Source organism: Ruegeria conchae, assembly GCF_000192475.1.
Taxonomy (GTDB): Bacteria; Pseudomonadota; Alphaproteobacteria; order Rhodobacterales; family Rhodobacteraceae; genus Ruegeria; species Ruegeria conchae.
This window is the reverse complement of the sequence record NZ_AEYW01000013.1, coordinates 416,453-442,800: the sequence shown is the minus strand read 5'-3', so window position 1 is coordinate 442,800 and position 26,348 is coordinate 416,453. Positions and strand designations below refer to the sequence as shown.

Here is a 26,348-nt window from a genome sequence, read left to right as displayed (position 1 = left end):
TAGCCGCAACCCAGAAATGCGGAGAGCTAAACAATGTCCCTGACAAATACCCAGTCCAGCTATGGTGGTGTAACCAAAGCATTTCATTGGTTGACTGCACTGCTGATCCTGACGGCTCTGCCACTGGGTTGGTTCGCGAATGAACTGGCCCACGCGATATATGATCCAAACATCCAAACGACCGAGGATGATATCGCCCGCGCGGCCCGGCTATTTTCGTTGCATAAGACCGTCGGGGTCACCGTGTTCTTCGTGGCTCTGGCACGAATCCTCTGGGCTCTAAACCAAACAAAACCCGGTCTGCTCAACGCCGATAACAAGCCCGAGGCCTTTGCCGCTGAAACCGTGCACTGGTTACTTTACGGTTCGCTGATATTGGTTCCACTCAGTGGCTGGATCCACCACGCCGCCGCCGAAGGCTTTGCCCCAATTCTCTGGCCGTTCGGTCAGAACCTGCCGTTTGTTCCAAAATCGGCATTTCTCGCCGAGCTAACCGCCGCCTTTCATTGGTTATTCATCTTGGTACTGGCCGGATCGCTCTTGCTACATATCGCGGGTGCGTTGAAACACCATGTCGTGGACAGAGACAGCACTCTGCGCCGCATGCTGCCGGGTCGATCCGAGGCGCCACAGCCACCAGCACAGCACCATTCGACCGTACCCGCGTTTGCCGCTTTGGCAATATGGGCTGCGGTGCTCGTCGTTGGCTGGGCCACTGGCGAGTTTGACGACCACGGCAAAGCCTCGTTGGACACTGCAGAGCTTGAAGATGTCCAATCAGAGTGGGAGGTTGAGGAAGGCACCCTGTCGATCACGATTTCCCAGTTGGGGAGCCCGGTGACCGGTGAATTCGCCGACTGGACTGCGGCGATTGCGTTCGAGGACCCCACCGAACCGGGACTGGCGGGATCGGTCGATGTGACCATTGCGATCGGATCACTCAGCCTTGGTACGGTCACCGATCAGGCGATGGGTGCGGATTTCTTCGACAGCAAGACATTTCCCACGGCTCAATTCAAAGCTGATCTTCTCAAAACAGAAACAGGCTACGAAGCACGTGGGCCTCTGACGATCCGAGATAAATCGGTTGATGTTGTTCTGCCGTTCACGCTGGAGATTGCGGACGATGAAGCGACCATGTCCGGCAGTCTGGAGCTCAACCGCATGGATTTCAACGTCGGCACATCGCAACCCACTGAAGATTCGTTAGGCTTCACTGTCGCTGTCAAAGTTGAATTGACGGCAGAGCGCGACCAGGAATGAAAAAACCGCCGGAGGGTTGCCTCCGGCGGTAATAGAGTTCGTCAACGTCGGATTAGTCGGCCTTCTGGGCCTCTACCGAAATGCGAACCTCGACTTCGTCGCTGACAAAGGGTGCAAACTGGCCAAGATCGAACTCGCTGCGCACCAGTGTTGTGGTGGCGTCAAAACCGGCCCAGGGTTTGCCCGCCATTGGGTGTTCGCCCACTTGGTTCAGCTTGGCGTCCAGTACGACCGATTTCGTAACACCGTTCATGGTCAGATCGCCCGTGATGTTGGCAGTGTTTTCGCCGGTAACTTCAATACCCGTAGAGGTAAACGTGATTAGATCACCCTCAGTCACGCCGAAGAAATCTTCGGTCATGAAGTGGTCTTCACGCGGCTTCCAGCCCGTGAACATCTCAACAACTGGCATCGACACATTCACGCTTGAAGCAGCAGGGTTCTCCTGATCAAACATGATCTCGCCTTCAAAGCCCGAGAACATACCGTAGGTGGTCGAAAAACCCAGATGGTTGTAGTTGAAGATGACCTGGCTATGGCTGGGATCCAGAGTATATTTTTCAGCGCTGGCAAATGCAGTCGTGGCCGAAACAGCCAGAGCAGCGGCAAGAAGGGTGGATTTCATAACAATCTCCGCAATGGTGTTGTCGCAAACCGGGTGGGTTGCTCACCAACAAAAATGTGCTGCCCAAGGGCAGCACACAAGTTTTTTTGATTCACAGAATCTGTTCCTTTTTGAACAGAATAAAATTCAGGCGAAAATTGTTACGTTTTGGCTGAGTTGACCTTTCAGCGCTGAGCTGACATCGGCCGATTGCAGCGGCAGCTTCATCAGCAGGCTGCCATCCACATCAAACAATTCAACCTGATCATCCGCAAATCGTGCACCGCCCAGCGAGTCGTAGCTGCGGCGCAGAACCGTTTGCGGCCGACCGTTTTCATTCTTCTGCAAAATGCGAACTTCGCGGCGGATCGGATCAAAATAGGCATCTGGGCGTGAATCCATGACCTCGATGGTCAGCAGGCTGACGCCAACAATTAGGAACATCATCGATGCGGCCAGTTTGATCGGCCAAACTTCGGCCCCCATGACAGAGCCAGGCATAAGCCACATTGAAAATGCCGAGAGGATCAGAAAAGCCCCTACGACACGCATAAGAACGATCCGTGCGCGCCAGTTAGGCGCGAAGGTAATCAGAACGGGAACTGATTTCTCAAATGCTGCGCGAGACGCAGATTGTTCAAAAGTGTTTGTGTTCATGACGGCCATTGTTTTGCCCTGTCTAATTTTTCCAAACTGCCGGGTACTCCGGTCTTCATGAACAACCTCGGGGCGAAAAGCGTCAGGAATTGGGCACACCAAAGGAAATTGGGCGACTTCACCAAGGCATCCATGGCAGGGCTTGCCCCGACCGCGCAAACGTGTATACGGGGCCATCCTTCGCAAAGGTTATGAATCGCGCAGCCTCTCGTGGCAGGGTCGCGAAGGACCAATGACCCCGCCTTTGAAATGCGCCTTGATATAAACAGGAGTGCACATGCCACTGTATGAGCATGTAATGATCGCGCGTCAGGATCTGTCCAACGCGCAGGCAGAAAGCCTTGTCGAACATTTCGGCACCGTTCTGGCTGACAACGGCGGCAACGTCGTAGACAGCGAGTACTGGGGCGTCAAGACGATGGCTTATAAGATCAACAAGAACCGCAAAGGCCACTATGCCTTTCTGAAAACCGATGCCCCTTCGGGCGCAGTTCAGGAAATGGAACGCCTGATGCGCTTGCATGACGACGTTATGCGCGTTCTGACCATCAAGGTCGACGAGCACAACGAGGGCCCCTCGGTCCAGATGCAAAAGCGCGATGAGCGCGAAGGTCGCCGCGAGCGCCGCTGATCAACGCCTGACGAAAGGACATAACCCATGGCCGCAAAACCATTTTTCCGCCGCCGCAAGGTCTGCCCGTTCTCGGGTGAGAACGCGCCGAAAATCGACTACAAAGACACCCGTCTGCTGCAGCGCTACATCTCAGAGCGCGGCAAGATCGTACCTTCGCGCATCACCGCCGTTTCGGCGAAAAAGCAGCGTGAACTGGCCCGTGCTATCAAGCGCGCCCGCTTCCTCGCCCTGCTGCCCTACGCTGTGAAGTAAGGAGAGACTGACATGCAAGTTATCCTTCTGGAACGCGTTGCGAAACTGGGTCAGATGGGCGACGTCGTTGACGTCAAGCCCGGCTACGCCCGCAACTTCCTGCTGCCTCAGGGCAAAGCACTGAGCGCATCCGAATCGAACATCGCATCGTTCGAGGCCCAGAAAGCGCAGCTTGAAGCACGCAACCTGGAAACCAAGAAAGAAGCTGAAGCGCTGGCTGAAAAGCTGGACGGTCAGCAGTTCATCGTGATTCGCTCGGCGTCAGATGCCGGCGCTCTTTACGGTTCGGTCACCCCGCGTGACGCCGCAGACGCTGCGACCGACGCAGGCTTCACCGTCGACAAGAAACAGATTGTTCTGATCGCCCCGATCAAAGAACTGGGTCTTCACTCGCTGGCAGTCAAACTGCACCCTGAGGTTGAAGTCGAGATCAAGATGAACGTTGCCCGTTCGGAAGAAGAAGCCGAACTGCAAGCATCGGGTAAATCGATTCAGGAACTGGCTGCTGAAGAAGAAGCCGCCGCTGAATTCGAAATCGCTGAACTCTTTGACGACATCGGCTCGGCCGCGTCGGATGACGATGAGTTGGTTGCCGAAGAAGCTCCGGCTGAAGAAGACGAAGCCAAAGCCTGATCCGGCTGCTTCTACGAATCCAAAGGGCCGCACTTATGTGCGGCCTTTTTTGTTTTCTTATCGCCACCAGCAAGATTTAGCCCGATTGATCGCCTAGACTTGCGGACCGGCGAAGGTTTCATATCATCGCCCTTCGATATCAGGAGCATATATATGACCCCTCTCCTTCGCCGCAGCGTTTTGACCTTGTTGCTCATTGCGCCACTTGCCGCCTGTGGTGGCCCAAACGCTTCAGGTGGCACCGACACCTCCGACCCGCCCCTCTATCCCAATGAGACGCCGGAACTGCGTGCCTCGATCAACAAATGGGCCGATCACTATGAGCTTCCACGAGAGTTGGTGCACAAACTTGCCATCCGCGAAAGCACACATCGCCCCTGGGCGGTGAACCGCCCCTATTATGGGCTGCTGCAAATCCTGCCTGCGACCGCGCGATCTATGGGCTATGCAGGTAATGCCCAGGGATTGCTGGACGCAGACACAAACTTGGAATTTGCAGGTAAATACCTACGCGGCGCGTGGCTATTGTCGGACGGCGATCAACAGCGCGCTATTTTTCTCTATGCGAAAGGGTACTACCCCGAAGCTAAGAAGAGGGGTATGCTAGTTGAAACTGGTCTAGTTTCCGCCACAAAATAGACGTTATTAATGCGCATTCACCTCGTAAAGTATGCGCATAACCACTCAAACACCCGATAAACTTCGGAATGGGCACCACAAATCTGACATTGACCTAAGCAAAGGACGCCATAAAGATGTGCACCAATGGCACATTTCCCTTTAAAAGGCAGACATTTCCCCTAGCTTCTTGTCATGATGTGGGAAATGTGGTGTCCTTGTTGACGTCAGGGAAGACAGTATCTTTTTTCCTGGAAAAAGGGATCCGCCCGCTCACTCGGGTCTAGCTGGTCGTTGCCGTATGGATATTGTTGATCTCAGCACCCTTCCAGAACAGGATACTCGGTATGACGAGTTCCTGCGCCAAGTCTGTGACAAATACGAAATGGACCATGCCGCTTATGCTGGCATGAACCCTGCCGCAGGAACCATCCACGGCCATGTGACCTATAGCGATGACTGGAAAGCTCATTATCAAGAACAAGGTCTGCATCTGATCGATCCGACGTTGCACATGAGTCAACGTAGCATCGCGCCCGTAGATTGGAGTCGTCTTGAACGGGGCAAAGATTTCCAGCGCGTTTTTCGTGATGCACATGATTTTGGCATTCCAGATCAGGGCATTACGATTCCTGTGCGCGGGCCGTACGGAGATATCGGCCTGCTCAGCGCCGTGCGTGAATGCAGCCGGGAAGAGTGGAAGAAACTGGTGCCCAACGTGATAAGTGACCTGCAATCTTTGGCCGTACACATTCATGACAACGTCATGACGTCGGATACAATCAGCCGAATGCTGTACCACCCGACCCTCTCCAGCCGCGAGTTGGAGATTTTGCAATGGGCTGCAGCAGGCAAATCACAGCAGGATATCGGCGATATTCTGTCGATTTCGCACCGTACGGTTGAGGTGCACTTGCGCTCTTCTCGCGAAAAGCTTAATGCACTGACGACTCCGCAGGCCGTCGGTCGCGCCATCGGAATCGGCTTAATCTACCCAGGATAAAGCCAAATCTTGCCAAAATTGGGCTAAAAAAAGCCAATATTACGGGAAACCCCCAATAGATTCGCTGTGGAAACCGAGTAACGTCTTATCCACAGACAGATCACTCGAAGGGGGTTAACATGATTTTGGTAGTTGATGGGCTGAACAGACATCTGTTCACCGAAGTTCTTGACGATATGTTCGAACTGCGCGCTCGGGTTTTTGGCGGGCGGCTTGGTTGGGACGTTAACATCCAAGATGGGAAAGAAATCGATCAATTCGATCATCTGGATCCTGCATATGTAATCGGTCTCGACGATGAGGGGAACGTCGTGGCCGCAGTACGTGCACTCCAGACCACTGGTCCACACATGCTTTCGGATGTGTTCTCGGATATCCTATGCGGCGAAGCACCAATGCGCGGTGCGACCATGTGGGAATCGACCCGCTTCTGTGTCGATACGCAGCGACTGACCCGAGGGAAAGAGAAAAACTCGGTCTCATATGCGACCTGTGAGTTGATGATTGGATCACTGGAATATTGCCGCAGCGCAGGTATTCAAGACATCATCACCGTCATCGACCCGGTCATGAACCGCGTCCTCAAACGCTCGAACTGTGCGCCCTACGACTATGTTGGCGAAACAGTACCGATGGGCAAAGTGCCGGCGATGGCAGCCCTGTTGGATTGCTCCGAGGAAAGGATTTCGGGCCTTCGAGAATTTGCTGACATCCACCACGATGTCTTTATCGAAGAAGAAAAGGCATTGGAGTTCTTTGAGGCAAAAAAGGCAGAGACTGCCAACCCGGCAAACCGCGACCACAAACCGCTCACTGATCTTGAGAAGTATTTTGTCGAACAGATGAGTGCGGCCAAGACGGAATTGGAAAGACAGGCAGTGCTGAATCTGATCGAAGCGCTGACCGATACATTCACCCCAGAGCAAAAGACCGCTCTGTTACAGACCCCCCGTGCTTTTGCTCATGAGGCCTGACCCCCTCACCTCATAGTACAAAGCCACCCATGCGGAGCCGTCTAATTTCCAGACGGCTCCGCTTTTTTTGTGGCCCCAGGCTGGGAGAAGGAAGAGGATTATTCCTCTTCCAGTGCCTCAACGGCTTTTTGCAGGTCGTCTTTGCTGACTTCTTTGTCTGCGACCTGAGCCAGCTCGACAATGTAGTCGACAACCTTGTCTTCAAAGATCGGCGCGCGCAATTGCTGCTGCATCTGAGCGTTCTGCTGCACGAACTCAAAGAACTGACGTTCCTGACCTGGGTACTGACGTGCCTGGTTCATGATCGCCTGAGTCATCTCGGCATCGGTGACTTCAACCTCGGCCTTCTGACCCAGCTCTGCCAGCAACAGGCCCAGACGAACGCGGCGCTCGGCCAGTTTGTTGTGCTCGTCGGTGGGCTCGATCGGATCATGATCGTGGCCTTCAACTTCAGGGTTCTCTTCGTGCCACAGCTGATGTGCAATCTGCTTGGCTTCGGCTTCCACCAATGAGGGCGGCAGGTCGAACGAAACTTTCTCGTCCAGCACGTCCAATAGCGCGCGCTTCATAACCGCACGCGACGCACCGGCATATTCCGCTTCCAAGCGCTCACCAATCTGCTCTTTCAAAGCAGCCAGATCATCGGCACCAAATTTCTTTGCCAGTTCGTCGTCAACCGCGGCTGCAACCGGTTCTTTCACTTCTTTGATGGTGCAGGTGAATACGGCGTCTTTACCGGCCAGATGCTCGGCACCGTATTCTTCCGGGAAGGTGACGTTCACGTCCTTTTCTTCCTCGGCTTTTACGCCAACCAACTGCTCCTCAAAGCCAGGGATGAAGCTGTTCGAGCCCAAAACCAGCGGGTAATCTTCAGCCGAACCACCTTCGAACTCTTCGCCATCAACCTTGCCAACAAAGTCGAAAACGATCTGGTCGCCATCCTTGGCTTTGGAACCCTTGCGGCGCGCTTTAAAGTTCTGGGCGGTCTCGGCCAGATTGTTCAGCGCTTCTTCAACGGCTGCGTCATCGGCTTTGACAACCAGCTTCTCCAGCTCGACCGATTTCAGGTCAACCTCTGGAATTTCGGGCAGTGCTTCGTAGGACATAGCAACTTCTACGTCATCGCCTTCTTTCCAGTCCTCGTTGGTCATCTTGACCTCAGGCTGCAGTGCAGGACGCTCGCCGCTGTCCTCAAAGTGCTTATTCATCGCACCGTCGATGGTTTCCTGCATCGCTTCGCCAAGCAGGCGCTGGCCAAACTGCTTCTTCAGCAGCGCCATCGGCACTTTACCTTTACGGAAGCCCTTCATCTCGACTTCGGGCTGCGCTTCGGTCAGCTTTTCGTTGACCTTGTTGTCCAGCTCGGCAGCGGTCACAACGATGTTGTACCCGCGTTTCAGACCTTCATTCAGCGTCTCGGTAACCTGCATTATGGTAGTCCCCATAGGATTCGGGGCGCGCAAAACGGGCGCGCCGGGCAAATTTGACGCCTTCTATTTGCCCAGCCGCCCGCGTGCAAGAGGCAAAGGCCTTTTCAGCCCCGTTTTGCCCATATCACAGACGAAAAAACGCCCCGGCGCAGGCCGGAGCGTTTGGTCATTACAGAGTTAAGAGCTCAGAACTTCCAGCGGGCGCCCAACACCCAGGCTTCGTTGTTGTCGAACGAAGCGCCATCTTCGAAGTCGTGATTGCGGTATTTCAGGTAGGCATCTGTATTGATGCTGTCGATACGCTGAACGACAGCGATGCCCCAAGCGTCTGTGCTGGACCCGTCATTCACGAAGTCCGAACCCGAATAGTAGTCGATCCCGATACCGGTTTTGCCCCAGGAGACCCACTGATCTTCATACGCGATCTTTCCATAGAAGTAGTTCGGATCAGACGCACCGTCCGCATCATTGTCGCGCGTGCCCGCAGCGACGGTGAAGCTCAACCCACTCTGCAGCAGAACGGACGCGGAACCGATGGTATCCTTGCGATCCCCTGATCCATCGTCAGCCGAACGAACCGAGTAAGCAATGGCTGCAGCAAACTCGACCCCGCCACCGAAGGTGTTGTTGTATCTGAGGCCAACATCATAATAGTCATCGTCATCGCTGCTGGACAGGATGTTCTGACCATATGCCAGCCCAGCGGTGAATCCACTGAACTCGGGTGTATCATAACGAACACGGCCACGACGCGCGCCGTCAAAGTTGCTGCTGGAATCGCCTACGGTGATATCGCTTAGGAAACCGTCAGTGCCGCGATAGAAAAAACCGCCGTTCTCGTCATTAGTGAATGAATACAGCGCGGTCCCGACATAGGACAGGTCCACTTCGGCGGCACCGTCCGCCACCATGCTGCCCTGACCAGCAGAGAATTTACCCCAGTCACCCGCCAGAGCGAAATCTACATGCCGGATGTCTTCGCGAGTCCAACCGCTGAAATCAGTGCCCAACTGGTTCCACTCGCTTGAATTCGGAAGTCCCAATCCGGTTTCCAGCCGGAATGTGAAATCGTTGTTCCCAAAAGGCTGTAACAGCTCAAGTCCGACCCGGCTATTCGAAAGGTCGTTGTCCAACACGCGGGTCTCGGTGTCTTCTCCATCATCGACCGAGATCAACGCAGGGTGCAGCTGCCCGTATAGCAACACATAACCACCTGTGTTGTTTTCATATTTGAGTTCGGCGGCGGCAGGTATCGCGGTTGTTGCAGCAAAAGCTGCTGCTAAGGAAGTCAGTTTATAATTCACTGTCATGTCATTCACCGTAGATGGTTCTTTAAGTTTGATACTGCTCAAATGCTCATCGGCTCCTGCATTTCCAATGATACCCGGCTCAAGTTCCGCATTCATTGCTTTATCGCCACAGGTATCTGCGTCGAAGGCAAGAATTCTGCATTAATTTCAATTCATTGATCGAGTCCCAGAAGCGACTCTAATAACCATGCAAGAAAATTGTGACGCTGATCGTTGCATACTGCAAACAGCCGCTATGCGACTGGCGGGACGCAGCGGCATAAATTCGCCGCTTTGGGCTGTGATCGGCCATTAACCGCCGATCCATTTATACTTCAATCTGTTGCAATACGGCGGGCAACTGCTCGGCTAAATCTTCGGCGATCAAGCCTGGCCCAAATATCCGAGCGCATTCAACATGCAGCCAGGCCGCCGTTTCTGCCGCTTGCATTGGCTCGAACCCACGGGCAAGCAATCCGGTGATGAAGCCGGCCAACGTATCGCCCGATCCGGCCGTTGCAAGCCAAGGGGCCGCCCGGTTGTAATGTGCAGAATTGACCGAGCACCGCCCGTCCAGCGTGGCAATGACCGTGTCAGGCCCTTTCACCAATACACAACATCCAGCTCGCGCCGCAGCCTCACGAGCCGCATCAACCTTAGAGAATGCCGGGCCCTTGGCGGGCACTTCATTCAGCTTTTCTGCGATATCCGGGAACAAACGCGCGAACTCTCCTGTATGCGGCGTCAGCACGCATCTTTCATGCAGCAGTTCTAATAGCGCCCCCGGTTCTTCGGCAAACGCTGACAAGGCATCCGCATCCAACACAGTCGGCCGCGCTGCGCTTAGTGCAACCGGCACCAATTCCCGAGATCGCGTTTCCCCCAGGCCCGGTCCAAGGCACAATGCGTTAAACCGCTCATCCTGCAGAGTTTCAAGTAAGTCCCCTGCCCCATCAACCCGCTTCAGCATCAGAGCGGTGATCTGGCTCGCGATCTCCATTTGCGCGGCAGGTGGCGCACCCAGTGTCACCAACCCCGCCCCTATCCGCAGCGCCGCTCGAGCTGCCAAACGTGCGGCCCCGGTTTTGCCGACGCCGCCCGACAGCACAAGCGCATGACCGTGCGAGTACTTATGGCTGTGCTCACTTTTGTAGAGATGAGTGCCAGATGGCGCTTCGACAGAAGTTGCCGCCTCAATCCCTCCATCATCCCGATTCAATCCGATATCTTTCACGACCAGCCGACCGCAATGAGATGGACCCTCACTCAGAACATGCCCAAGCTTTCGCGCGTGGAATGAAACGGTCAGGGCGGACCGTGCGCAACGGCGACCATGCTGTGCAAAGGCGCCCCCAATAACTTTGCCTGAATCCGAGCAGAGACCTGAAGGCAGATCAATTGCGACTGTTCGTGGTGGTACGATATCGGTTCCACCACCTTGCCTGCGCATTTCCCATGCGTCTTCCGCATCATCATGCGCCCATAGGTATTCCCACAAAACCGGATCTTCGATTGGTCGCGTCAATCCGGTGCCAAACAATGCATCAATGGAAAGGTCAGGATGCTGAATTTCAGCCCTACCAAAATCAGCCACGCCAAGCGTCCTTCCTTCCCACCGTTCATAGTTTACGCGCGCATCCGGTGGCAATTTGGCAGGGTCACCATAGAGCAACACTTCGACTTGCCACCCCTGCCCTTGCAGCAACCGCGCGACCACAAAGCCGTCTCCGCCATTGTTGCCCGGGCCACTTAATATCACCGCGCGACCACCGGATTTCGCTAAGTCTGACCATTCCTCAAAAATCGCGGCCACAACGCCTTGTCCTGCGCGCTCCATCAACTCAAGACCCGTCGCCTGCCCAAGACCAATCGCGGTGGTCTCGATGAGGCGTATTTGCGCAGCGGTCAGCAGTTTCGTCATCTCTGGCCCCTCAGGCGATTCAAATTCGATTACTTTTTGTGCACAGCGATCAAAATTTGATCCAATGATCGCTTTCACTGTTTCTGGCAGCCTGCAACACAGCAATCAGATTGCCGCCCAATCTTAGACGTGATCAGTGCCTTCAAGACAACCATGCAAGGTGAGCCGGAATGAAAAAGATCGAAGCGATCATCAAGCCGTTCAAGCTGGACGAAGTGAAAGAAGCGCTGCAGGACGTGGGCGTTCAAGGTCTGAGCGTGATCGAGGTCAAGGGCTTCGGACGCCAGAAGGGCCATACCGAACTTTATCGCGGCGCGGAATATGTCGTCGACTTTCTACCCAAAGTAAAAGTCGATGTAGTGCTTGAAGATGATCAGGTTGACGCTGCCATCGAAGCAATCATATCCGCTGCCAAAACAGACAAAATCGGCGATGGCAAAATCTTTGTCTCACCGGTTGAACAAGCTGTTCGCATCCGCACCGGCGAAACCGGTCCAGACGCACTCTAAATCATCCGAATACAAACATATCTATCAGAAGGACCAATGGAATGAGCGTAGACGCAGTGCTCAAGACACTCCGCGAAGAAGACGTCGCTTACGTCGATATTCGTTTTACCGACGTGCGTGGCAAGCTGCAGCACGTAACCGTGGACGTTGATCTGGTTGACGAAGACTTCCTGGAGGAAGGTTTCATGTTCGACGGCTCGTCCATTGCGGGCTGGAAGTCGATCGAGAACTCGGACATGAAATTGATTGCCGATACGACCTCGGCTTACATCGATCCGTTCTATGCCGAAAAGACGTTGTGTCTGCACTGCTCGATCGTTGAACCTGACACTGGCGAAGCATATGGTCGCGATCCGCGTGGCACCGCGCAGAAGGCCGAAGCTTACCTGAAATCCAGCGGAATCGGCGATGCTGCCTATATGGGCCCCGAAGCTGAGTTCTTCTTGTTCGACGACGTTCGTTTTTCGAACAGCATCAATAAGGTATCGTTCGAAGTCGATGCGACCGACGCATCCTGGAACACCGACACTGAATACGAGATGGGCAACATGGGCCATCGTCCGGGCATCAAGGGCGGTTACTTCCCCGTGAACCCGATTGACGAAGCACAGGATCTGCGCTCGGAAATGCTGTCAACCATGAAGCGTCTGGGCATGAAGGTCGATAAGCACCACCATGAGGTCGCGTCGTGCCAGCACGAACTGGGCTTGATCTTTGACAGCCTGACCAAGCAGGCCGACGAGCTGCAAAAGTACAAATACGTCATCCACAACGTGGCGCACGCCTATGGCAAGTCGGCTACCTTCATGCCCAAGCCGATCTATGGTGATAATGGCACCGGCATGCATGTGAACATGTCGATCTGGAAAGACGGCAAGCCGCTGTTTGCGGGCGACAAATACGCCGACCTGTCGGACGAAGCGCTGTACTTCATCGGTGGTATCCTGAAGCACGCCAAAACCCTGAACGCCTTCACCAACCCAGCAACCAACAGCTACAAGCGCCTGATCCCGGGTTTTGAGGCTCCTGTTCTTCGCGCTTACTCGGCACGTAACCGTTCGGGTTGTGTCCGTATCCCGTGGACCGAAAGCCCGAAAGCCAAGCGCGTCGAGGCTCGTTTCCCCGATCCGGCCGCAAACCCCTACCTGGCGTTTGCTGCGCTGCTGATGGCCGGTCTGGACGGCATCAAGAACAAGATCGATCCGGGCGAAGCCATGGACAAGAACCTGTACGATCTGCCCGCCGAAGAACTGGCCGACATCCCGACCGTTTGCGGATCGCTGCGTGAGGCTCTGGAAGCTCTGGCATCCGATCACGACTTCCTGCTGCAGGGCGACGTTTTCACAAAAGACCAAATCGACGGCTACATCGCATTGAAGATGGAAGAGGTCGAAACCTACGAGCACACACCGCACCCGGTTGAGTACGGCATGTACTACAGCTGCTGATCCAATAGCATATCGGACTGTTTCAAGGGCGCCCTTCGGGGCGCCCTTGTTTCGTTTGACGCGATCTTCCACACTCGCTGAACCAGCACCAAAGGAGGAACGCGCATGCCCGTCGATGCTTCACCTTTTTCAGAGTTCGCAAGTCTCGTGACCTCAGAAGCCGAACTCGAACAGATTTGCGGGCACCCCCTGCCTCAGATCATCGACAAAGAACTTCCGGCGCTGGATCAGATGTGCCGTGACTTTATCGCAACCTCACCTTTCTGCCTCATCGCGTCGGCGAACCCGTCCGGCTATCTAGATATTTCTCCGCGTGGGGACCCGGCAGGGTTCACATTCATCATTTCTGACACGGTGATCGCCCTGCCCGACCGCCCCGGAAACAAGCGCGTAGATACCTTTCACAACGTTCTGAAGGACCCGCGCGTTAGTTTGATCTTCTTAGTCCCCGGAAAAATGGAAACGCTGCGGCTTCGGGGCACCGCTAGGATTTGTGCGGATTCTGAACTGCTTTCTACCATGACTGTAGGAGGTCACATGCCCAAATTGGCATTGTTGATCCATGTCGACACCGTTTTTGCGCATTGCCCCAAATGCATCATCCGTTCGAACCTGTGGCAGCCAGAGGAATGGCCGGATTCTTCGCATCTTCCCAATATGAACGCGATGATGGTCAAGCATGCCAAGATCGATAAAACCCCGGACGAGTGGTTCGAAACCCTGAAAACCACAGGTGAACTTGATCTGTATTAAACCGCTTTGCCCGACAGCGATCAAAGCTTAGGCTGAAGCAGTTAATCTGCAATCGGATTTCCTTCATGCTTAGAATTTGCACCTGCGTTGCTATCGCTATTCTCATGCCCTCGATGGCGTTCACGGCCCCATGCGGTAATACCGGTAGCGGATTTGAGGCTTGGAAAGCCGACTTCGCCAAAACGGCCAAGCGTGCGGGGGTGAAAAAGAAAGGCCTGCAGGCATTGGCGCAGACCCAATACGCGACCCGCACCATTGCAGCTGATCGCAATCAAAAAAGCTTCAAATACTCGCTGGACAAGTTCATGAAAATTCGCGGAGCGGATACCATCGTCGCGCGGGGACGTAAGCGTAAGGCGCGCAACCCGCAATTCTATGCTGCTCTGGAGCGCCAATACGGGGTGCCCGCGGGTGTTCTGATTGCCATCCACGGCATGGAAACCGGCTTTGGTAACTTCATGGGCGACAGCCAGGTTGTTTCCGCAATCACAACATTGGCCTATGATTGTCGCCGATCCGAGTTCTTTATCCCGCATGCCATTGGTGCGCTAAAATTGGTCGATCAAGGAAGCGTCACGATGGCGACAAAAGGGGCAAAACATGGCGAGCTGGGTCATACGCAATTTTTGCCTGGCAATGCTTTGACCTATGGCGTGGACGCAACGGGTGATGGTCGGGTCGATTTCTACAACATGACCGACGCCCTTGCCTCAACTGCAAATTTCTTACGTAAGAATGGGTGGAAGCCAGGACGTGGCTACCAATCCGGCGAGCCGAATTTTGCGGTTATTCAACAGTGGAATGCCGCCACTGTTTATCAGCAATCCATCGCTATTATGGCCGCTCGAATCGACGGTTGAGTCGACCAACTTATCTGGCCCGGCAGATCCGATTTCAGCCACATTCTCGCCACATATATTAAAGAAAACCGCGTTTTTCTTGGTTTCCAAAGTGTAATCAATGATGGAAATCTCTGACTTTTTTGCATTTTCGTCAAAATTTGCACCATTTCGGTTGCTACATTGTTGTGAAGATTATTACGGCAAAGGAACATGCTGTGACTTCGAAGCATATGTACCACGGCGGTCTCCAGTTCGACGGCTCTGCGGATGGCGCGCTTGAACGCGTTTGCGATGTCGTATCCACCACACTCGCGGATTATGGCCATCTGGTCGAGCGCAAGACGCTTCTCAGCGCGTCCGAGGCTAGCATCGTCTGCAGCCAGTATCTTGTGCGTCTGACCCTTGATTCAGAATCCAAGGCAGTTGAACACAGCCACCATGAACGGATGGACAAAACTGCGGGTCTCAGAACCAAGGCGCGTCGTGTCGTAGCCCCCCCAGACAACCGGTTGACGATTACAATTTGTCCAGTTTCAAAGCTGCTTGATGATAGCGAAATTTCAGAGCTGATGCTGGTTGTGATGCTTTACCGCATGGTCGATATCTGTACGACCCGGCGGGTTGAATGGTTATCGCCCAATACAGTACTGACGATTGAACAATTCATGAGCGCGTTCGACTCGATCAGCCCCCGCAATTCCCGAAATCGTAAACAGATTTTCGAAGCGATCAGCGGTCCATTTGCCGGGCTCGACTTGCCCGATCCCAATCCAGTGCAATTGGATACCAAAACCCAGAGCAAGCCGCGCCCAATAAAGCTGAGCGATGACCAACTCCTCAGTATCGCGTTTCGCACTGAAACCGATCCGTCGCCGTCGGCAAACCTTTCTCAGGACAGCGCTGAGGAAACCGATCGCCCAAGCGATATCCTTAGGCTGACTAGTTGGGGCATGACAGGCGCGATTGCCAGCATATCTGCCCCGGTTGCCGTTTCCTTGGCGGCTGTCAATCTGATCCGCGGTGAGGACTTTCGCCTCAACACTCAGGTGTTGGCATTTACAACCGCGATTTTCGGCCTGAACCTTACAAATGCTTTTGGCGAGGTCGCAAGCGCCCTAGGCATGTAACCAAACGACCCAAGACCCTCCTTGGAAACCCCGCCATCAGGCGGGGTTTCCAATTCTAAGACCTGCTCCGCCACCATCACGTATGTGTGGATGGCAAATACCACCGCGCCTGTTTGTGGTAAACGCAAGAGAGTTTGTCGTTCGCTGCGCAGATACCGGGCGGTGTTTTCGTTCTGTGGCGCACGTCTTTGCGCAATACTGCGTGGCTGGAACAGTTCAGCGTCATGATACCAAAGCGCATTAAACCGCCACAGCGGGCGGTTCGGTTGAATCCCATCAAATAAACGCTGAACCCTACGTGCTATGTTTGCGTCGTAGACATCCACGGGTTCATGAATTCCGGTCAGTGGGCGCATGAATTTTTCGGACAACATCCAGCTTGCAGGAAAGCACAGGATCGCGCCTGTAAGTACATGCTCATCTCCGTGCTTCTGCAATATGCAGAAATCTTCCTGTACCAATTGGCAAAGCGTTTCCAACGGGTGGTCCCGATCAATTTCGACCTTGATCCCGTCTGGCCTAACAACTTGATCGGAAGCGCCCGGGTAGGCTTGCCTAAGAACCAATTCAAGCAACTCCTGCGCGGGCTTCGATGCTTCGGGGCTCAGGGCCAGAACATCTAACGTCCGCTCTTCCAACAAATCTGTCCGCCGTTGCATCTGAGCCGCAAAGGCATCGTCCTGGTGCAACCAGTTGTTAGGATCAGCCGGCTTGATCCCAGGTAGCGGGTTTGGGGCAAGCGGATTGTGGGGGATGGAATGCTGCAATATCTCCGTCATGACTGAGGCATAGCATCCCAAACTGGCTTTGCCGGTCAAAAAGCGACTTCTAGACAGTCGCAAACTTTCGAGACGTATCGTCTTTGGCTTTGCAGGCTGGGTTGACAAGCAGAAAGGCCCGCCCGTGAACACACCCTATCGCGACACCCGTAAGATTGATCCCACCAAGGGTACCACTCTCGGCGATGGAACCCCAAATGACAATGATCGGATCGAAATCGGACCGACCCAGCTGGCCTTTGATGAATGGACGGCAGCAGGGCTGAGCCTGCCCAATCTCGAACGGATGCGGGAATACCGCTGGTCGCGATTAACCCAAGCCATTGTGAAACGTGGCTGGGGTGGTGTCTTGCTGTTTGACCCCCTCAACATTCGCTACGCGACCGACAGCACCAATATGCAGCTTTGGAACACTCACAATCCGTTCCGGGCGGTGTTGGTTTGCGCAGATGGCTATATGGTCATCTGGGACTACAAAAACTCTCCTTTCCTGTCGAAGTTCAACCCGCTGGTGCGCGAGCAACGCTCGGGTGCGGATCTGTTCTATTTCGACCGGGGCGACAAAATCGATATCGCGGCGGATGTGTTCTCGAACGAAGTGCGCGTGTTGATCAAGGAACATGGCGGCGGAAATAAGCGACTTGGTGTAGACAAGATCATGTTGCACGGCCTGCGCGCGCTTGAGGCGCAAGGGTTTGAAGTTATGGAGGGGGAAGAGCTCACCGAGAAAACCCGCGCTGTCAAAGGCCCTGACGAAATCCTCGCCATGCGCTGTGCCAGCCACGCCTGTGAAACCGCGGTGGCCGAAATGGAGCGCTTCGCACGTGCCAATGTCGGGGATGGTAAGACCTCTGAGGATGACATCTGGGCTGTTTTGCATGCTGAAAATATTCGACGCGGAGGCGAGTGGATCGAAACCCGGCTTCTGGCCTCGGGCCAGCGTACCAATCCATGGTTTCAGGAATGTGGCCCACGTATCACGAGACAGAACGAGATCATCGCATTCGATACCGACCTGATCGGATCATACGGCATTTGCATCGACATTTCGCGCACATGGTGGATCGGCGATCAAAAGCCACGGCCTGACATGATTTATGCAATGCAGCACGCGCACGAGCATATCATGACCAATATGGAAATGCTGAAACCGGGCGTCATGATCCCAGAACTGACCGCAAATGCACACCGGCTGGACGACAAATTCCAGGCACAGAAATATGGTTGCCTGATGCATGGCGTGGGATTGTGCGACGAATGGCCTTTGGTGGCTTATCCAGACAAGGCGGTGGAAGGGGCCTATGACTACCCGCTTGAACCAGGAATGGTGCTGTGCGTCGAAGCGGCGGTTGGTGAGGTAGGTGGCGACTTCTCAATCAAGCTGGAAGATCAGGTGCTGATTACAGAAGACGGCTACGAAAACCTGACCAAGTATCCGTTCGACGCACAGTTGATGGGCGCAAACTAAGCGCTATTTCGACCAGTGAGATCGTTTGACGTTACCGTGCCAATCCTCGGGCGCGGTGATGATCTGTGTTTCTTGGGGCAAGGTGCTCAGTGGCCAGGTTTGCCCAAGCGCGAAACCGATTGCACCCGTCAGCAGGATCGCAATCAGTACTCCGGGACGAATTGCCGGACTCAGAGGTACAGGTGTCGAATGTGCCATTTTGGTCTCCACAGTGAGTCATTGGAATGACTATTAGTTGGGAGGCGACAGCAAATAAGTAAAATGAATATTTTTACGGCAACACATCACCATTTTTGATTTATTGGGCTCTTTGACGAAAATTGTAAAAGAACTTGGTGCCCAGATAAGATCACTTCCCGATCTCTCACCTTCCCGTGACGCAGCTGACACAAGGGTTGAGCCGCCCGCCCCCAGCGCACAGTATTGTCGAAACCTGACAACCTAGGAATAATCATGCCCACCGAACGCATTACCTTTGCCGGTCACGACGGCAGCCAACTGGCCGCGCGCCTGGATTTGCCAGACGGGCCGGTTCTGGCGACGGCGTTATTTGCACACTGTTTTACCTGCTCGAAAGACATTCCGGCAGCACGGCGAATTTCGGCGCGCTTGGCGGCGATGGGCATCGCGGTCCTGCGGTTCGACTTTACCGGCCTTGGTCACTCGGACGGCGAATTCGCCAATACGACATTCACCTCGAATGTCGAGGACCTGATCAAAGCCGCAGAATACCTTGCGGGCCGTAATATGGCACCGTCGCTTCTGATCGGCCATTCGCTTGGTGGCGCTGCCGTATTGCGAGCACGCGCAGGAATTCCGTCAATCAAAGCCGTGGTAACGCTCGGCGCACCCGCCGACCCCGGCCATGTGTCCCACCATTTCGAGGCCGCCTTGCCCGAAATCGAATCTCAAGGCAGCGCCGAAGTGTCGTTGGGAGGGCGTCCGTTCCGCATTGGCAAGGCGTTTGTTGAAGATATTTCAGAAACCGCGCTCACTCCGGCCATTGCTGAACTGAAAGCTGCCTTGCTGATCCTGCACGCACCACGCGACAGTACGGTCAGTATTGACAATGCCAGCACCATCTTCATGGCGGCAAAACATCCCAAAAGCTTTGTTACACTCGATAATGCCGACCACCTGATCACGCGTGCGCAAGATGCGGATTATGCGGCTGATGTCATCACCGCCTGGGTTTCCCGCTATGTCAAGCTGTGCCCTCCGGCCCCGCCACCTGGGGCACCAGAAGGTGTCGTCCGCGTGACCGAGGCAGACCCGTCGGGTTTTCTGCAGGACATTCAGTCGGGCCCGCGTCATCACGCGGTCGCGGACGAGCCCGCATCTTATGGTGGTTCGGATCGGGGCATGTCACCTTACGGGTTCGTGTCGTCCGGGTTGGGGGCATGTACCTCGATGACCATTCGCATGTATGCCCGCCGCAAGCGATGGCCGCTGACAGGTATCACGGTCGATGTCTGTCATGATAAAGTTCACGCGCAGGATGCCGGGCTTGCTAGCGAAGGCAAGGTCGATCAGTTTCGCCGTAAAATTCGGCTGGAGGGCCCGCTGGACGCGGATCAGAAGGCCAAGCTGCTGGAGATTGCCGACAAATGTCCTGTTCACAGAACTCTTGAAGGCTCGGCCCATATCACGACTGAACTTCTGCAGTAAATTGCGGTTGGATCAGGGCGCTTTCCAATCTGTCGAGTGCGTCTCTCGGCGTCTGGTAGCGCCAAGACCGCGCTTGACCCCACCGACAACAGAGATCGAATAGACGCATCCCCTCTGATCGAACGAAATCTCCATAAGGGCGTCGCGGATATCCTTTCCAAACGGTCCGCGTGGATGAGCGGCAAATCCAAAGTCGCCCATATCATCTTCGATCTCGTCCATAATATCTTCGGGTATGGCCCTGGCATTCAGGTTTATGCGAAACGGGTTCGGTAGACCGATATTGGGCACAATCAGGATACCGCAGAACGCGGCTGCAAAGGCTCTTAGCTGTTCTTAAGTCAGCATCGTCGACTCCTTTTGGCAAAGGTCGAGCGGGCTGTGACATTCGATGCGGTTGTTATTACGGAACTTCTAAATCAAGCCCGCCCAATTTGCACTCTATCACGGATTTGCAATTCGCATAATCTGTGGGGCCTAACGTACCAATCCCCGATCGGGTCGGGGCTGACCAATCTGCCCCGAGTTCTTCAGCGACGTCTTGGAGACGGCCGATGGATCGGCGGCCGCGCCGCCGGGGGGCGCGCCACTGGGGGATGCGGGCGCGAAGGTGGTTTGGCGACTGGAGGTTTGGGCCGCTGCGGCGGGTTCGGGCGCACCGGGCGGTCAGGCCTGTCGGGTCTGTCGGGCCGATCAATATCCACGTCCACGTCTACATCGTGATCGTGGTAATAGTCATTCCACAGCATCGAATCGTAAAATGGGTCATAGCCGACGCCATACCCTACCCCGACCGTTACGCCATCGCAGGCTGACAATGTGAAGGTTGCAGCCCCCAGTCCCAGCGCCAAAACTGAGCGTTTTATCACTTTGCGTGTCATCCAGGCCTCCTTACTGCAAAGACCGGAACGACGCGAAAACGGCGTTCAAGGCATCAACATAAGACGGGTCGGCCCCGTCCCGCAGGATCGCAACCCCAATGGCCACACGGTCGCGCGGCAGGTCGATCACGGTGGCGGTAAAGTTCACTCCGCGCCCATCTCGATTGCCGGTGCCTCGAATAACCTGGGCAGGCCGCCCACCAATCCTTGTATCGCTCTTACTGGTCACGGTCGGGTCTTTGACGAGGAATTTGTCGATATCCTCAAGATAGCGCAGCCCGCCCTGAATGCTTGAAACCCGCGATGGTGAGACGAACCCCATCCAGACATTATCGTCAGTCACCGGTCTGATCCCCATGACGCGCGAAACCGCACGGGCATCGCCCAGATTGGTATCCTCGATCTCACGCGGGCCACCGGTGCGCAATGTCCAGAAGTCGGGAACCTCAAAGCGGAACAGGGCGCGCCCTTCATCGGTGTAGGTCACCGGTGTGTCGGCTTGCACAGGCGTTACAGCCAACCAAGTCACGGCACTTGCAGCAAGCGCCAAGCTTAACAAAATACGCATATCTCAATAACCTGATCAGTTTTCTGGTCTCAGGTTGCCCACGCAGATTGACTTTGTCCAGTATCCTATTCTGCAGACAATAAAAAACCCGCGCCCGGAAAGCTCCGAACGCGGGTGTGTCTTGCGCAAGAGCGCGCTATCAGGTGCGTGCGTCGCCCAGCAGCTTCCACAGACCGGGGATCAGCAGAGCGGCCAGCGCCAGCTTGATCGCGTCACCCAGCAGGAACGGTGTCAGACCCCATTCCAGGATCGGCTTGTCCCAGCCATACAGTTGACCCAGCCACAACAGGCCCGGCACGTAGATCAGCACATTGGCCAGTACCAACGCCAGCGCCAGCTTGCCAACCGAGCGATCCCAGCCGCGCGCGGCCAGTGCACCCAGCAGAATGGTCGCCATCAGGTAACCGACCAGATAGCCACCGGTGCCACCCATCATGTAGGTCAGGCCGAATTTTTCGGCCGAGGAACCCGCAAACACGTCAAAGCCCAGAGCGCCAACCAGCAGGTAACCCAGCATCGTGATCAGGCCAAGGCGCGCGCCATAAGCGGTGCCGATGGTCAGAACGGCGAATGTGCCCATGGTGATCGGAACCGGCCACATCGGCACTTTGATTTTGGCAGCAACAGCCAGAGCAACGATACCCAGGGCAACCAGAGCCACCTGCTTGACGCGCAGCGCCGTCCCCTCACGCGGGCCAAAAGCATTGGCCAATACGTTTGCGTTCATCTCATTTCTCCACATTCGGACTTATTTGCAACTGCAGCAATGCCCGTTCCGAAGCGTTGCTGCAAGATGATTACGCTATCGCAGCGCGTATTTGGTCTCCATTTCATAGGATTTTCGCGGTCCGGACACTTTCCAACGGACAGTCCAGCGCGGCCATCCCGAGAAATCATATACTGCATCATAGCTGTCTGGCGGGCAATCGTGGTGGTCCTCGGCGCGGGGCTGACCTAGCTTGAGTGCGTGAAAAAACCGGTCATCGTCGAAGTGAATGGCAATCTGATCCCCAGCATCATGCCAAAGGTATCGACGCGTTCCCGTCATTGCAGGCTGCCCCGGGATGCGAAGCGTGACCGTCTCGTCATACACCAACCCCAGCGCATCTTGCTGCAACTCTGCCTGACCATCCGCCTGAATGATATGGCCCGCGCGCTCATCCCGGATGAGGCGTGTCAGGCTCCAAACCCCTTGGAAATCCGCAATATTCCTGGGTAGGTTCACTTTACAAAGGTTCCGTCAGTCGTATTGCCTGCATCATCTACAAATCGGATCGTATCTCCGCTTTGCTCGACATCGTAGCAAGCCCAGATATCAGATGGCGGCCAGACCGAACAATATCGATCCTCACGCACAGCCCAGCGCCCCGCGCTTGGGCGACCTGAAAAGTACTGCGTGTGCATGCTGTCATCGAAGGTCTGGCTGATACCCTCACCGTAGTCGAGTTTCTTGCCCATGAGCGCCATCAGTATTTCATCCGCTGTCAGCCGCCGAAACTCTTCGGCGGATAAAATTCCCGGCCAAAGCAATAAAATCAGGGCAAACCGTCTCATCCCAGCACTCGCGCCTTGTTCCTTGGTCAATGCGCGGCTAAACCCCGCGCCAACGCCTCATCCCAATCACAAAAAGGTGCTGCCGCCAATGATTCCCCGCTATTCCCGCCCCGAGATGGTCGCCATCTGGTCGCCCGAGAGCAAGTTCCGCATCTGGTACGAGATCGAGGCCCATGCCTGCGACGCCATGGCCGATCTGGGCGTGATCCCGCGTGAAAACGCCGAGGCGGTGTGGAAAGCCAAGGACGTGGAATTCGACGTTGCCCGCATCGACGAGATTGAGGCCGTTACCAAGCACGACGTCATCGCCTTCCTGACTCATCTGGCCGAACATGTGGGCAGCGAAGAGGCCCGTTTCGTGCATCAGGGCATGACTTCCTCCGACGTGTTGGACACCTGCCTTAACGTGCAGCTCACCCGTGCCGCTGACATCCTGATCTCTGATCTCGAAGGCCTGCTGGCCGCCCTCAAGCGCCGGGCGATCGAGCACAAGAACACGATCCGCATCGGTCGCAGCCACGGCATCCACGCCGAGCCGACTACCATGGGCCTGACCTTCGCGCGTTTCTATGCCGAGATGGATCGCAACCTGTCCCGCATGCGCGACGCCCGAGCGGAAATCGCCACCGGCGCGATCAGCGGCGCGGTTGGGACCTTCGCGAATGTCGACCCGCAGGTCGAAGAGCATGTCTGCGACAAACTGGGTCTGGTGCCCGAGCCGATCAGCACGCAGGTCATTCCGCGCGACCGTCACGCGGCCTTCTTTGCCACGCTGGGCGTGATCGCCAGCAGCATCGAAAACATCGCCATCGAAATCCGCCACATGCAGCGGACCGAGGTGCTGGAAGGGGCCGAGTTTTTCTCGATGGGCCAAAAGGGCTCGTCGGCCATGCCGCACAAGAAGAACCCTGTGCTGACCGAGAACCTGACCGGTCTGGCGCGCATGGTGCGTGCAGCAGTGATCCCAGCGATGGAAAACGTGGCGCTCTGGCATGAACGCGATATCTCGCATTCCTCGGTCGAACGTATGATCGGGCCGGACGCCACCATCACTCTGGATTTTGCCTTTGCCCGCCTGACAGGGGTGATCGACAAGATGCTGATCTTCCCCGAGAACATGCTTGAAAACATGAACAAGTTCCCCGGCCTTGTGATGAGCCAGCGGGTTCTTCTGGCGCTGACACAGGCGGGTGTCAGCCGCGAGGATGCCTATTCCATGGTTCAGCGCAATGCCCTGAAAGTTTGGGAGCATCGCACCGACTTCAAAGAGGAACTGCTGGCCGATGCAGATGTCACCGCCGCGCTGAGCCCCGAAGAGATCGAAGAGAAATTCGATCTCAGCTACCACACCAAACACGTTGATACGATTTTCGCGCGCGTGTTCGGCGAATAAGTCCGGACCGGATTTAAGCAAGGCCCGGCCTGTTTGTTCAGGACGGGCCTTGTTTCTTTGCCAGATTGGCAAAACTCGGTTAATCTGCTGGCATCTTTTCCGCGAAAGGAAAACACGATGCTAAGAACTGCTCTATGTGCAATTGCTTTGATTTGCGCAGGCACCGCCGGGCTTGCTTGCAGCGGTCATGCAAAGCAAACCCAGTCCTGTGCGGAAGGCACGACATGGGACAGCGAAAGCCAAAGCTGCATGAAAATCGTCAATAGCTGACATTTTTATTTCCTGCTTGTGAATAAAAGCGATCTGTCAATCGTTAGCTTTTTTGTAGATCACGCTATGATTGTAACAAGTCACTTTGACAATGGAGTAGGAACATGCGTCTCGTACTAGCCTCGGCCATCGCTCTTCAGGCCTTTACCTTCGCACCCATGGCAATTGCTGCGGGTGGTGGTGATAGCAGCCCACCCAAGCCGACAAATACCACCAAGAAGTGCCTGTTTGGTCGGGTTTACGACGAGTCTGCAGGGCGCTGTGTTAAACCAGACAAATCCAAGTTCTCCGACGATCAGTTGTATGACGCCGTGCGTGAGTTGGCCTATGACGGGCAATATGAGAACGCGCAGGGCATTCTGCGTATCATGAACCAAGGTGACGATCGGGTGCAGACCTATTGGGGCTTCACCTATCGCAAAATGGGTGAGTTGGAACTGGCCAACACCTTCTATCAGAAAGCCATCGAAACCAACCCTGATAACATTCTCGCCCGTAGCTATATGGGTCAGGGCTTTGTCGCCGAGGGAAAGAACGAACTAGCCATAGCGCAATGGCGCGAGATCAAGGCGCGCGGCGGTGAAGGTACTTGGGCCGAAGCATCGCTGCGCGAGGCTATTCGCACCGGGCTGACCTATAGCTACTGAGTTTCAGGGTTTCTTTACCTGAGTCTACCTAAACTACCTGTAACGCAATATTGGCAATGCAGGCAGATGCAGGATACGAACCTAATGGTACAGATGTCGCCGGGTGCTCAGTCCTCGGCGGCCGACCAAGAGAACGACGCCCCACGCGTCGTGCCTCGCAATCTCAGCAATCGGGAAAAGGCTGCGGTTGTTGTACGGCTTCTTCTGAACGAAGGCGCGGATATCCCGCTTGAGGAACTGCCTGACCTGCTGCAGGAGCAGTTGACCCATCAACTGGGTCAAATGGGACTGGTTGACCGAGTGACGCTCGCCGCTGTCGCACAGGAATTTGCCGATGCGCTTGATGGTGTCGGTCTCTCATTTCCACATGGGTTGGCGGGCGCACTGGATGCCGTGAATGGCAAAATTGCACCGGCCACTGCTGCCCGGTTGCGCAAGGTGGCGGGGGTACGCCAGATCGGTGACCCATGGCAACGCTTGCGAGAGGTATCCGCAGAAAATCTGGCCGAGATGGCCAGAGCGGAAAGCACAGAGGTGGCAGCTGTTATGCTGTCAAAACTCGAAACCGCCAAGGCCGCCCAGTTGCTGGGCCACCTGCCCGGCCCCACGGCGCGGCGGATAACCTATGCGGTATCGAAAACGGCCAACGTGACGCCTGAGGCGGTTGAGCGGATTGGTTGGTCCTTGGCTGCTCAATTGGATCAACGACCCGAGCCCGCCTTTCGGGATGGACCGGGTGAGCGTGTGGGCGCGATCCTCAACCAGTCCGCTGCGGCGACGCGTGATGGTTTGCTGACCGCGCTGGATGAAGAAGACGCCGATTTTGCCAATACCGTCCGGCAATCGATCTTCATCTTTTCGCACGTGCCTTCCCGCATCCAACCCCGCGATATTCCTGCGATTCTGCGCAGCGTGGACCAACCTATTCTTGTCACCGCACTTGCCGGGGCCAGCACCGACGAAGACCTTGCAACGGTAGAGTTCTTGCTGGCAAACGTGTCCTCTCGCATGGCAGACAATCTGCGTGAAGAAATGGCCGAACGTGGCAAAGTCAAACAATCCGATACCGAGGATGCGATGTCTCAGGTCGTCGCCGCCATTCGCGCCCTTCTGGACGAAGGCGCGATTACACTTGTCGAAACGGAAGAGGCTGAAGAATAATC

General features: G+C 55.3%; 30 protein-coding genes. 17 read left to right on the top strand and 13 right to left on the bottom strand.

The genetic code is table 11. From position 1 onward, the window contains the following. Nucleotides 1-33: 33 nt before the first annotated feature. Nucleotides 34-1,263 (top strand): cytochrome b/b6 domain-containing protein, encoded by a 1,230-nt coding sequence (locus tag G7G_RS0114135; RefSeq protein WP_010442085.1) that lies wholly within the window; start codon nt 34-36, stop codon nt 1,261-1,263. Nucleotides 1,264-1,315: 52 nt separating this feature from the next. Here G7G_RS0114135 and G7G_RS0114130 read toward each other — a convergent pair whose 3' ends face one another. Both G7G_RS0114130 and G7G_RS0114125 read right to left on the bottom strand, forming a co-directional pair. Further along, entirely contained in the window at nt 1,316-1,888 is a 573-nt protein-coding gene (locus G7G_RS0114130) for a YceI family protein (protein ID WP_010442084.1), read from the bottom strand. A 126-nt stretch (nt 1,889-2,014) separates the two neighbouring features. Then, entirely contained in the window at nt 2,015-2,524 is a 510-nt protein-coding gene (locus tag G7G_RS0114125) for a hypothetical protein (RefSeq protein ID WP_238528803.1), read from the bottom strand. 277 nt (nt 2,525-2,801) lie between these two features. Between G7G_RS0114125 and rpsF the strand changes: the two genes are divergently transcribed. From rpsF to G7G_RS0114095, 6 genes are all read left to right on the top strand, one after another. Continuing rightward, nucleotides 2,802-3,155, top strand: a complete 354-nt coding sequence (gene rpsF / locus G7G_RS0114120; RefSeq protein ID WP_029622013.1) for a 30S ribosomal protein S6 — start codon at nt 2,802-2,804, stop codon at nt 3,153-3,155. A 27-nt stretch (nt 3,156-3,182) separates the two neighbouring features. After that, a complete protein-coding gene (gene rpsR, locus G7G_RS0114115) occupies nt 3,183-3,410 on the top strand; it encodes a 30S ribosomal protein S18 (protein ID WP_005608650.1) in 228 nt (75 codons plus the stop codon). Nucleotides 3,411-3,422: 12 nt separating this feature from the next. Next, nucleotides 3,423-4,043 carry a 50S ribosomal protein L9 gene (gene rplI / locus G7G_RS0114110; RefSeq protein WP_010442081.1) on the top strand — a complete coding sequence of 207 codons (621 nt, stop codon included), beginning with the start codon at nt 3,423-3,425 and terminating at the stop codon, nt 4,041-4,043. A gap of 153 nt (nt 4,044-4,196) precedes the next feature. Then, nucleotides 4,197-4,682, top strand: a complete 486-nt coding sequence (locus G7G_RS0114105) for a lytic transglycosylase domain-containing protein (protein WP_010442080.1) — start codon at nt 4,197-4,199, stop codon at nt 4,680-4,682. A gap of 280 nt (nt 4,683-4,962) precedes the next feature. Continuing rightward, the gene (locus tag G7G_RS0114100; protein WP_010442079.1) at nt 4,963-5,664 is read left to right on the top strand and encodes an autoinducer binding domain-containing protein; all 702 of its coding nucleotides are present in this window, start codon (nt 4,963-4,965) and stop codon (nt 5,662-5,664) included. Between the two features lie 119 nt (nt 5,665-5,783). Then, nucleotides 5,784-6,638, top strand: a complete 855-nt coding sequence (locus tag G7G_RS0114095) for an acyl-homoserine-lactone synthase (protein ID WP_010442078.1) — start codon at nt 5,784-5,786, stop codon at nt 6,636-6,638. Nucleotides 6,639-6,736: 98 nt separating this feature from the next. Here the strand turns inward: G7G_RS0114095 and tig are convergent, their stop codons facing one another. The 3 genes from tig to G7G_RS0114080 form a co-directional block, all read right to left on the bottom strand. Next, complete coding sequence (tig, locus tag G7G_RS0114090) at nt 6,737-8,068, bottom strand: trigger factor (protein ID WP_010442077.1); 1,332 nt, start codon at nt 8,066-8,068, stop codon at nt 6,737-6,739. A gap of 185 nt (nt 8,069-8,253) precedes the next feature. After that, nucleotides 8,254-9,378 carry a porin gene (locus G7G_RS0114085; RefSeq protein WP_029622010.1) on the bottom strand — a complete coding sequence of 375 codons (1,125 nt, stop codon included), beginning with the start codon at nt 9,376-9,378 and terminating at the stop codon, nt 8,254-8,256. A 307-nt stretch (nt 9,379-9,685) separates the two neighbouring features. After that, nucleotides 9,686-11,278 carry an NAD(P)H-hydrate dehydratase gene (locus tag G7G_RS0114080; protein ID WP_029622009.1) on the bottom strand — a complete coding sequence of 531 codons (1,593 nt, stop codon included), beginning with the start codon at nt 11,276-11,278 and terminating at the stop codon, nt 9,686-9,688. A 170-nt stretch (nt 11,279-11,448) separates the two neighbouring features. On the opposite strand from G7G_RS0114080, the gene G7G_RS0114075 reads away from it, so the two are divergent. From G7G_RS0114075 to G7G_RS0114055, 5 genes are all read left to right on the top strand, one after another. Then, nucleotides 11,449-11,787, top strand: a complete 339-nt coding sequence (locus G7G_RS0114075; RefSeq protein ID WP_010442074.1) for a P-II family nitrogen regulator — start codon at nt 11,449-11,451, stop codon at nt 11,785-11,787. A 41-nt stretch (nt 11,788-11,828) separates the two neighbouring features. Beyond that, entirely contained in the window at nt 11,829-13,235 is a 1,407-nt protein-coding gene (glnA, locus tag G7G_RS0114070; protein ID WP_010442073.1) for a type I glutamate--ammonia ligase, read from the top strand. A gap of 105 nt (nt 13,236-13,340) precedes the next feature. Continuing rightward, a complete protein-coding gene (locus tag G7G_RS0114065; protein WP_010442072.1) occupies nt 13,341-13,988 on the top strand; it encodes an MSMEG_1061 family FMN-dependent PPOX-type flavoprotein in 648 nt (215 codons plus the stop codon). Between the two features lie 65 nt (nt 13,989-14,053). After that, complete coding sequence (locus tag G7G_RS0114060) at nt 14,054-14,848, top strand: lytic murein transglycosylase (protein ID WP_029622007.1); 795 nt, start codon at nt 14,054-14,056, stop codon at nt 14,846-14,848. A 197-nt stretch (nt 14,849-15,045) separates the two neighbouring features. Beyond that, nucleotides 15,046-15,957 carry a hypothetical protein gene (locus tag G7G_RS0114055; RefSeq protein WP_238528802.1) on the top strand — a complete coding sequence of 304 codons (912 nt, stop codon included), beginning with the start codon at nt 15,046-15,048 and terminating at the stop codon, nt 15,955-15,957. Here the strand turns inward: G7G_RS0114055 and G7G_RS0114050 are convergent. Further along, on the bottom strand, nt 15,873-16,736 hold the full coding sequence (locus tag G7G_RS0114050) for a heme-dependent oxidative N-demethylase family protein (protein ID WP_029622005.1): 864 nt from the start codon (nt 16,734-16,736) through the stop codon (nt 15,873-15,875). The genes G7G_RS0114055 and G7G_RS0114050 overlap by 85 nt on opposite strands. 124 nt (nt 16,737-16,860) lie before the next feature. Here G7G_RS0114050 and dddP point away from each other — a divergent pair, with 124 nt between their 5' ends. Beyond that, nucleotides 16,861-18,204 carry a dimethylsulfonioproprionate lyase DddP gene (gene dddP, locus G7G_RS0114045; protein WP_029622004.1) on the top strand — a complete coding sequence of 448 codons (1,344 nt, stop codon included), beginning with the start codon at nt 16,861-16,863 and terminating at the stop codon, nt 18,202-18,204. A 3-nt stretch (nt 18,205-18,207) separates the two neighbouring features. On the opposite strand, the gene G7G_RS0114040 is transcribed toward dddP, so the two are convergent. Beyond that, nucleotides 18,208-18,402: a hypothetical protein gene (locus G7G_RS0114040; protein ID WP_010442067.1), complete on the bottom strand. Its 195-nt coding sequence runs from the start codon at nt 18,400-18,402 to the stop codon at nt 18,208-18,210. A 255-nt stretch (nt 18,403-18,657) separates the two neighbouring features. On the opposite strand from G7G_RS0114040, the gene G7G_RS0114035 reads away from it, so the two are divergent. Beyond that, nucleotides 18,658-19,872 (top strand): bifunctional alpha/beta hydrolase/OsmC family protein, encoded by a 1,215-nt coding sequence (locus tag G7G_RS0114035; protein WP_010442066.1) that lies wholly within the window; start codon nt 18,658-18,660, stop codon nt 19,870-19,872. Nucleotides 19,873-19,884: 12 nt separating this feature from the next. Here the strand turns inward: G7G_RS0114035 and G7G_RS0114030 are convergent, their stop codons facing one another. From G7G_RS0114030 to G7G_RS0114005, 6 genes are all read right to left on the bottom strand, one after another. Further along, nucleotides 19,885-20,163 (bottom strand): hypothetical protein, encoded by a 279-nt coding sequence (locus G7G_RS0114030; protein WP_120981142.1) that lies wholly within the window; start codon nt 20,161-20,163, stop codon nt 19,885-19,887. 239 nt (nt 20,164-20,402) lie between these two features. Next, nucleotides 20,403-20,753, bottom strand: coding sequence for a hypothetical protein (locus G7G_RS0114025; protein ID WP_010442064.1), 351 nt, complete (start codon nt 20,751-20,753; stop codon nt 20,403-20,405). 10 nt (nt 20,754-20,763) lie between these two features. Continuing rightward, complete coding sequence (locus G7G_RS0114020) at nt 20,764-21,321, bottom strand: hypothetical protein (RefSeq protein ID WP_010442063.1); 558 nt, start codon at nt 21,319-21,321, stop codon at nt 20,764-20,766. A gap of 139 nt (nt 21,322-21,460) precedes the next feature. Further along, entirely contained in the window at nt 21,461-22,048 is a 588-nt protein-coding gene (locus tag G7G_RS0114015) for a biotin transporter BioY (protein ID WP_010442062.1), read from the bottom strand. A 75-nt stretch (nt 22,049-22,123) separates the two neighbouring features. Then, nucleotides 22,124-22,546, bottom strand: coding sequence for a DUF6314 family protein (locus G7G_RS0114010; protein ID WP_010442061.1), 423 nt, complete (start codon nt 22,544-22,546; stop codon nt 22,124-22,126). Continuing rightward, nucleotides 22,543-22,875 (bottom strand): hypothetical protein, encoded by a 333-nt coding sequence (locus tag G7G_RS0114005; RefSeq protein WP_010442060.1) that lies wholly within the window; start codon nt 22,873-22,875, stop codon nt 22,543-22,545. Before G7G_RS0114005 ends, G7G_RS0114010 begins: the two co-directional genes overlap by 4 nt. Before the next feature lie 88 nt (nt 22,876-22,963). Between G7G_RS0114005 and purB the strand changes: the two genes are divergently transcribed. The 3 genes from purB to G7G_RS0113990 all read left to right on the top strand — a co-directional run bounded on the left by purB (nt 22,964) and on the right by G7G_RS0113990 (nt 26,346). Continuing rightward, nucleotides 22,964-24,268, top strand: a complete 1,305-nt coding sequence (purB, locus tag G7G_RS0114000; protein WP_010442059.1) for an adenylosuccinate lyase — start codon at nt 22,964-22,966, stop codon at nt 24,266-24,268. A 374-nt stretch (nt 24,269-24,642) separates the two neighbouring features. Then, a complete protein-coding gene (locus G7G_RS0113995) occupies nt 24,643-25,185 on the top strand; it encodes a tetratricopeptide repeat protein (protein ID WP_010442058.1) in 543 nt (180 codons plus the stop codon). A 66-nt stretch (nt 25,186-25,251) separates the two neighbouring features. After that, nucleotides 25,252-26,346 carry a flagellar motor switch protein FliG gene (locus G7G_RS0113990; protein ID WP_238528801.1) on the top strand — a complete coding sequence of 365 codons (1,095 nt, stop codon included), beginning with the start codon at nt 25,252-25,254 and terminating at the stop codon, nt 26,344-26,346. Nucleotides 26,347-26,348 lie beyond the last annotated feature (2 nt).

Coding starts and splice junctions, on each gene's coding strand:
- G7G_RS0114135 (WP_010442085.1), top strand. CDS start 34: ATGTCCCTGACAAATACCCAGTCCAGCTATGGTGGTGTAACCAAAGCA.
- G7G_RS0114130 (WP_010442084.1), bottom strand. CDS start 1,888: ATGAAATCCACCCTTCTTGCCGCTGCTCTGGCTGTTTCGGCCACGACT.
- G7G_RS0114125 (WP_238528803.1), bottom strand. CDS start 2,524: ATGAACACAAACACTTTTGAACAATCTGCGTCTCGCGCAGCATTTGAG.
- rpsF (WP_029622013.1), top strand. CDS start 2,802: ATGCCACTGTATGAGCATGTAATGATCGCGCGTCAGGATCTGTCCAAC.
- rpsR (WP_005608650.1), top strand. CDS start 3,183: ATGGCCGCAAAACCATTTTTCCGCCGCCGCAAGGTCTGCCCGTTCTCG.
- rplI (WP_010442081.1), top strand. CDS start 3,423: ATGCAAGTTATCCTTCTGGAACGCGTTGCGAAACTGGGTCAGATGGGC.
- G7G_RS0114105 (WP_010442080.1), top strand. CDS start 4,197: ATGACCCCTCTCCTTCGCCGCAGCGTTTTGACCTTGTTGCTCATTGCG.
- G7G_RS0114100 (WP_010442079.1), top strand. CDS start 4,963: ATGGATATTGTTGATCTCAGCACCCTTCCAGAACAGGATACTCGGTAT.
- G7G_RS0114095 (WP_010442078.1), top strand. CDS start 5,784: ATGATTTTGGTAGTTGATGGGCTGAACAGACATCTGTTCACCGAAGTT.
- tig (WP_010442077.1), bottom strand. CDS start 8,068: ATGCAGGTTACCGAGACGCTGAATGAAGGTCTGAAACGCGGGTACAAC.
- G7G_RS0114085 (WP_029622010.1), bottom strand. CDS start 9,378: ATGACAGTGAATTATAAACTGACTTCCTTAGCAGCAGCTTTTGCTGCA.
- G7G_RS0114080 (WP_029622009.1), bottom strand. CDS start 11,278: ATGACGAAACTGCTGACCGCTGCGCAAATACGCCTCATCGAGACCACC.
- G7G_RS0114075 (WP_010442074.1), top strand. CDS start 11,449: ATGAAAAAGATCGAAGCGATCATCAAGCCGTTCAAGCTGGACGAAGTG.
- glnA (WP_010442073.1), top strand. CDS start 11,829: ATGAGCGTAGACGCAGTGCTCAAGACACTCCGCGAAGAAGACGTCGCT.
- G7G_RS0114065 (WP_010442072.1), top strand. CDS start 13,341: ATGCCCGTCGATGCTTCACCTTTTTCAGAGTTCGCAAGTCTCGTGACC.
- G7G_RS0114060 (WP_029622007.1), top strand. CDS start 14,054: ATGCTTAGAATTTGCACCTGCGTTGCTATCGCTATTCTCATGCCCTCG.
- G7G_RS0114050 (WP_029622005.1), bottom strand. CDS start 16,736: ATGACGGAGATATTGCAGCATTCCATCCCCCACAATCCGCTTGCCCCA.
- G7G_RS0114040 (WP_010442067.1), bottom strand. CDS start 18,402: ATGGCACATTCGACACCTGTACCTCTGAGTCCGGCAATTCGTCCCGGA.
- G7G_RS0114035 (WP_010442066.1), top strand. CDS start 18,658: ATGCCCACCGAACGCATTACCTTTGCCGGTCACGACGGCAGCCAACTG.
- G7G_RS0114025 (WP_010442064.1), bottom strand. CDS start 20,753: ATGACACGCAAAGTGATAAAACGCTCAGTTTTGGCGCTGGGACTGGGG.
- G7G_RS0114020 (WP_010442063.1), bottom strand. CDS start 21,321: ATGCGTATTTTGTTAAGCTTGGCGCTTGCTGCAAGTGCCGTGACTTGG.
- G7G_RS0114015 (WP_010442062.1), bottom strand. CDS start 22,048: ATGAACGCAAACGTATTGGCCAATGCTTTTGGCCCGCGTGAGGGGACG.
- G7G_RS0114005 (WP_010442060.1), bottom strand. CDS start 22,875: ATGAGACGGTTTGCCCTGATTTTATTGCTTTGGCCGGGAATTTTATCC.
- purB (WP_010442059.1), top strand. CDS start 22,964: ATGATTCCCCGCTATTCCCGCCCCGAGATGGTCGCCATCTGGTCGCCC.
- G7G_RS0113995 (WP_010442058.1), top strand. CDS start 24,643: ATGCGTCTCGTACTAGCCTCGGCCATCGCTCTTCAGGCCTTTACCTTC.
- G7G_RS0113990 (WP_238528801.1), top strand. CDS start 25,252: ATGCAGGATACGAACCTAATGGTACAGATGTCGCCGGGTGCTCAGTCC.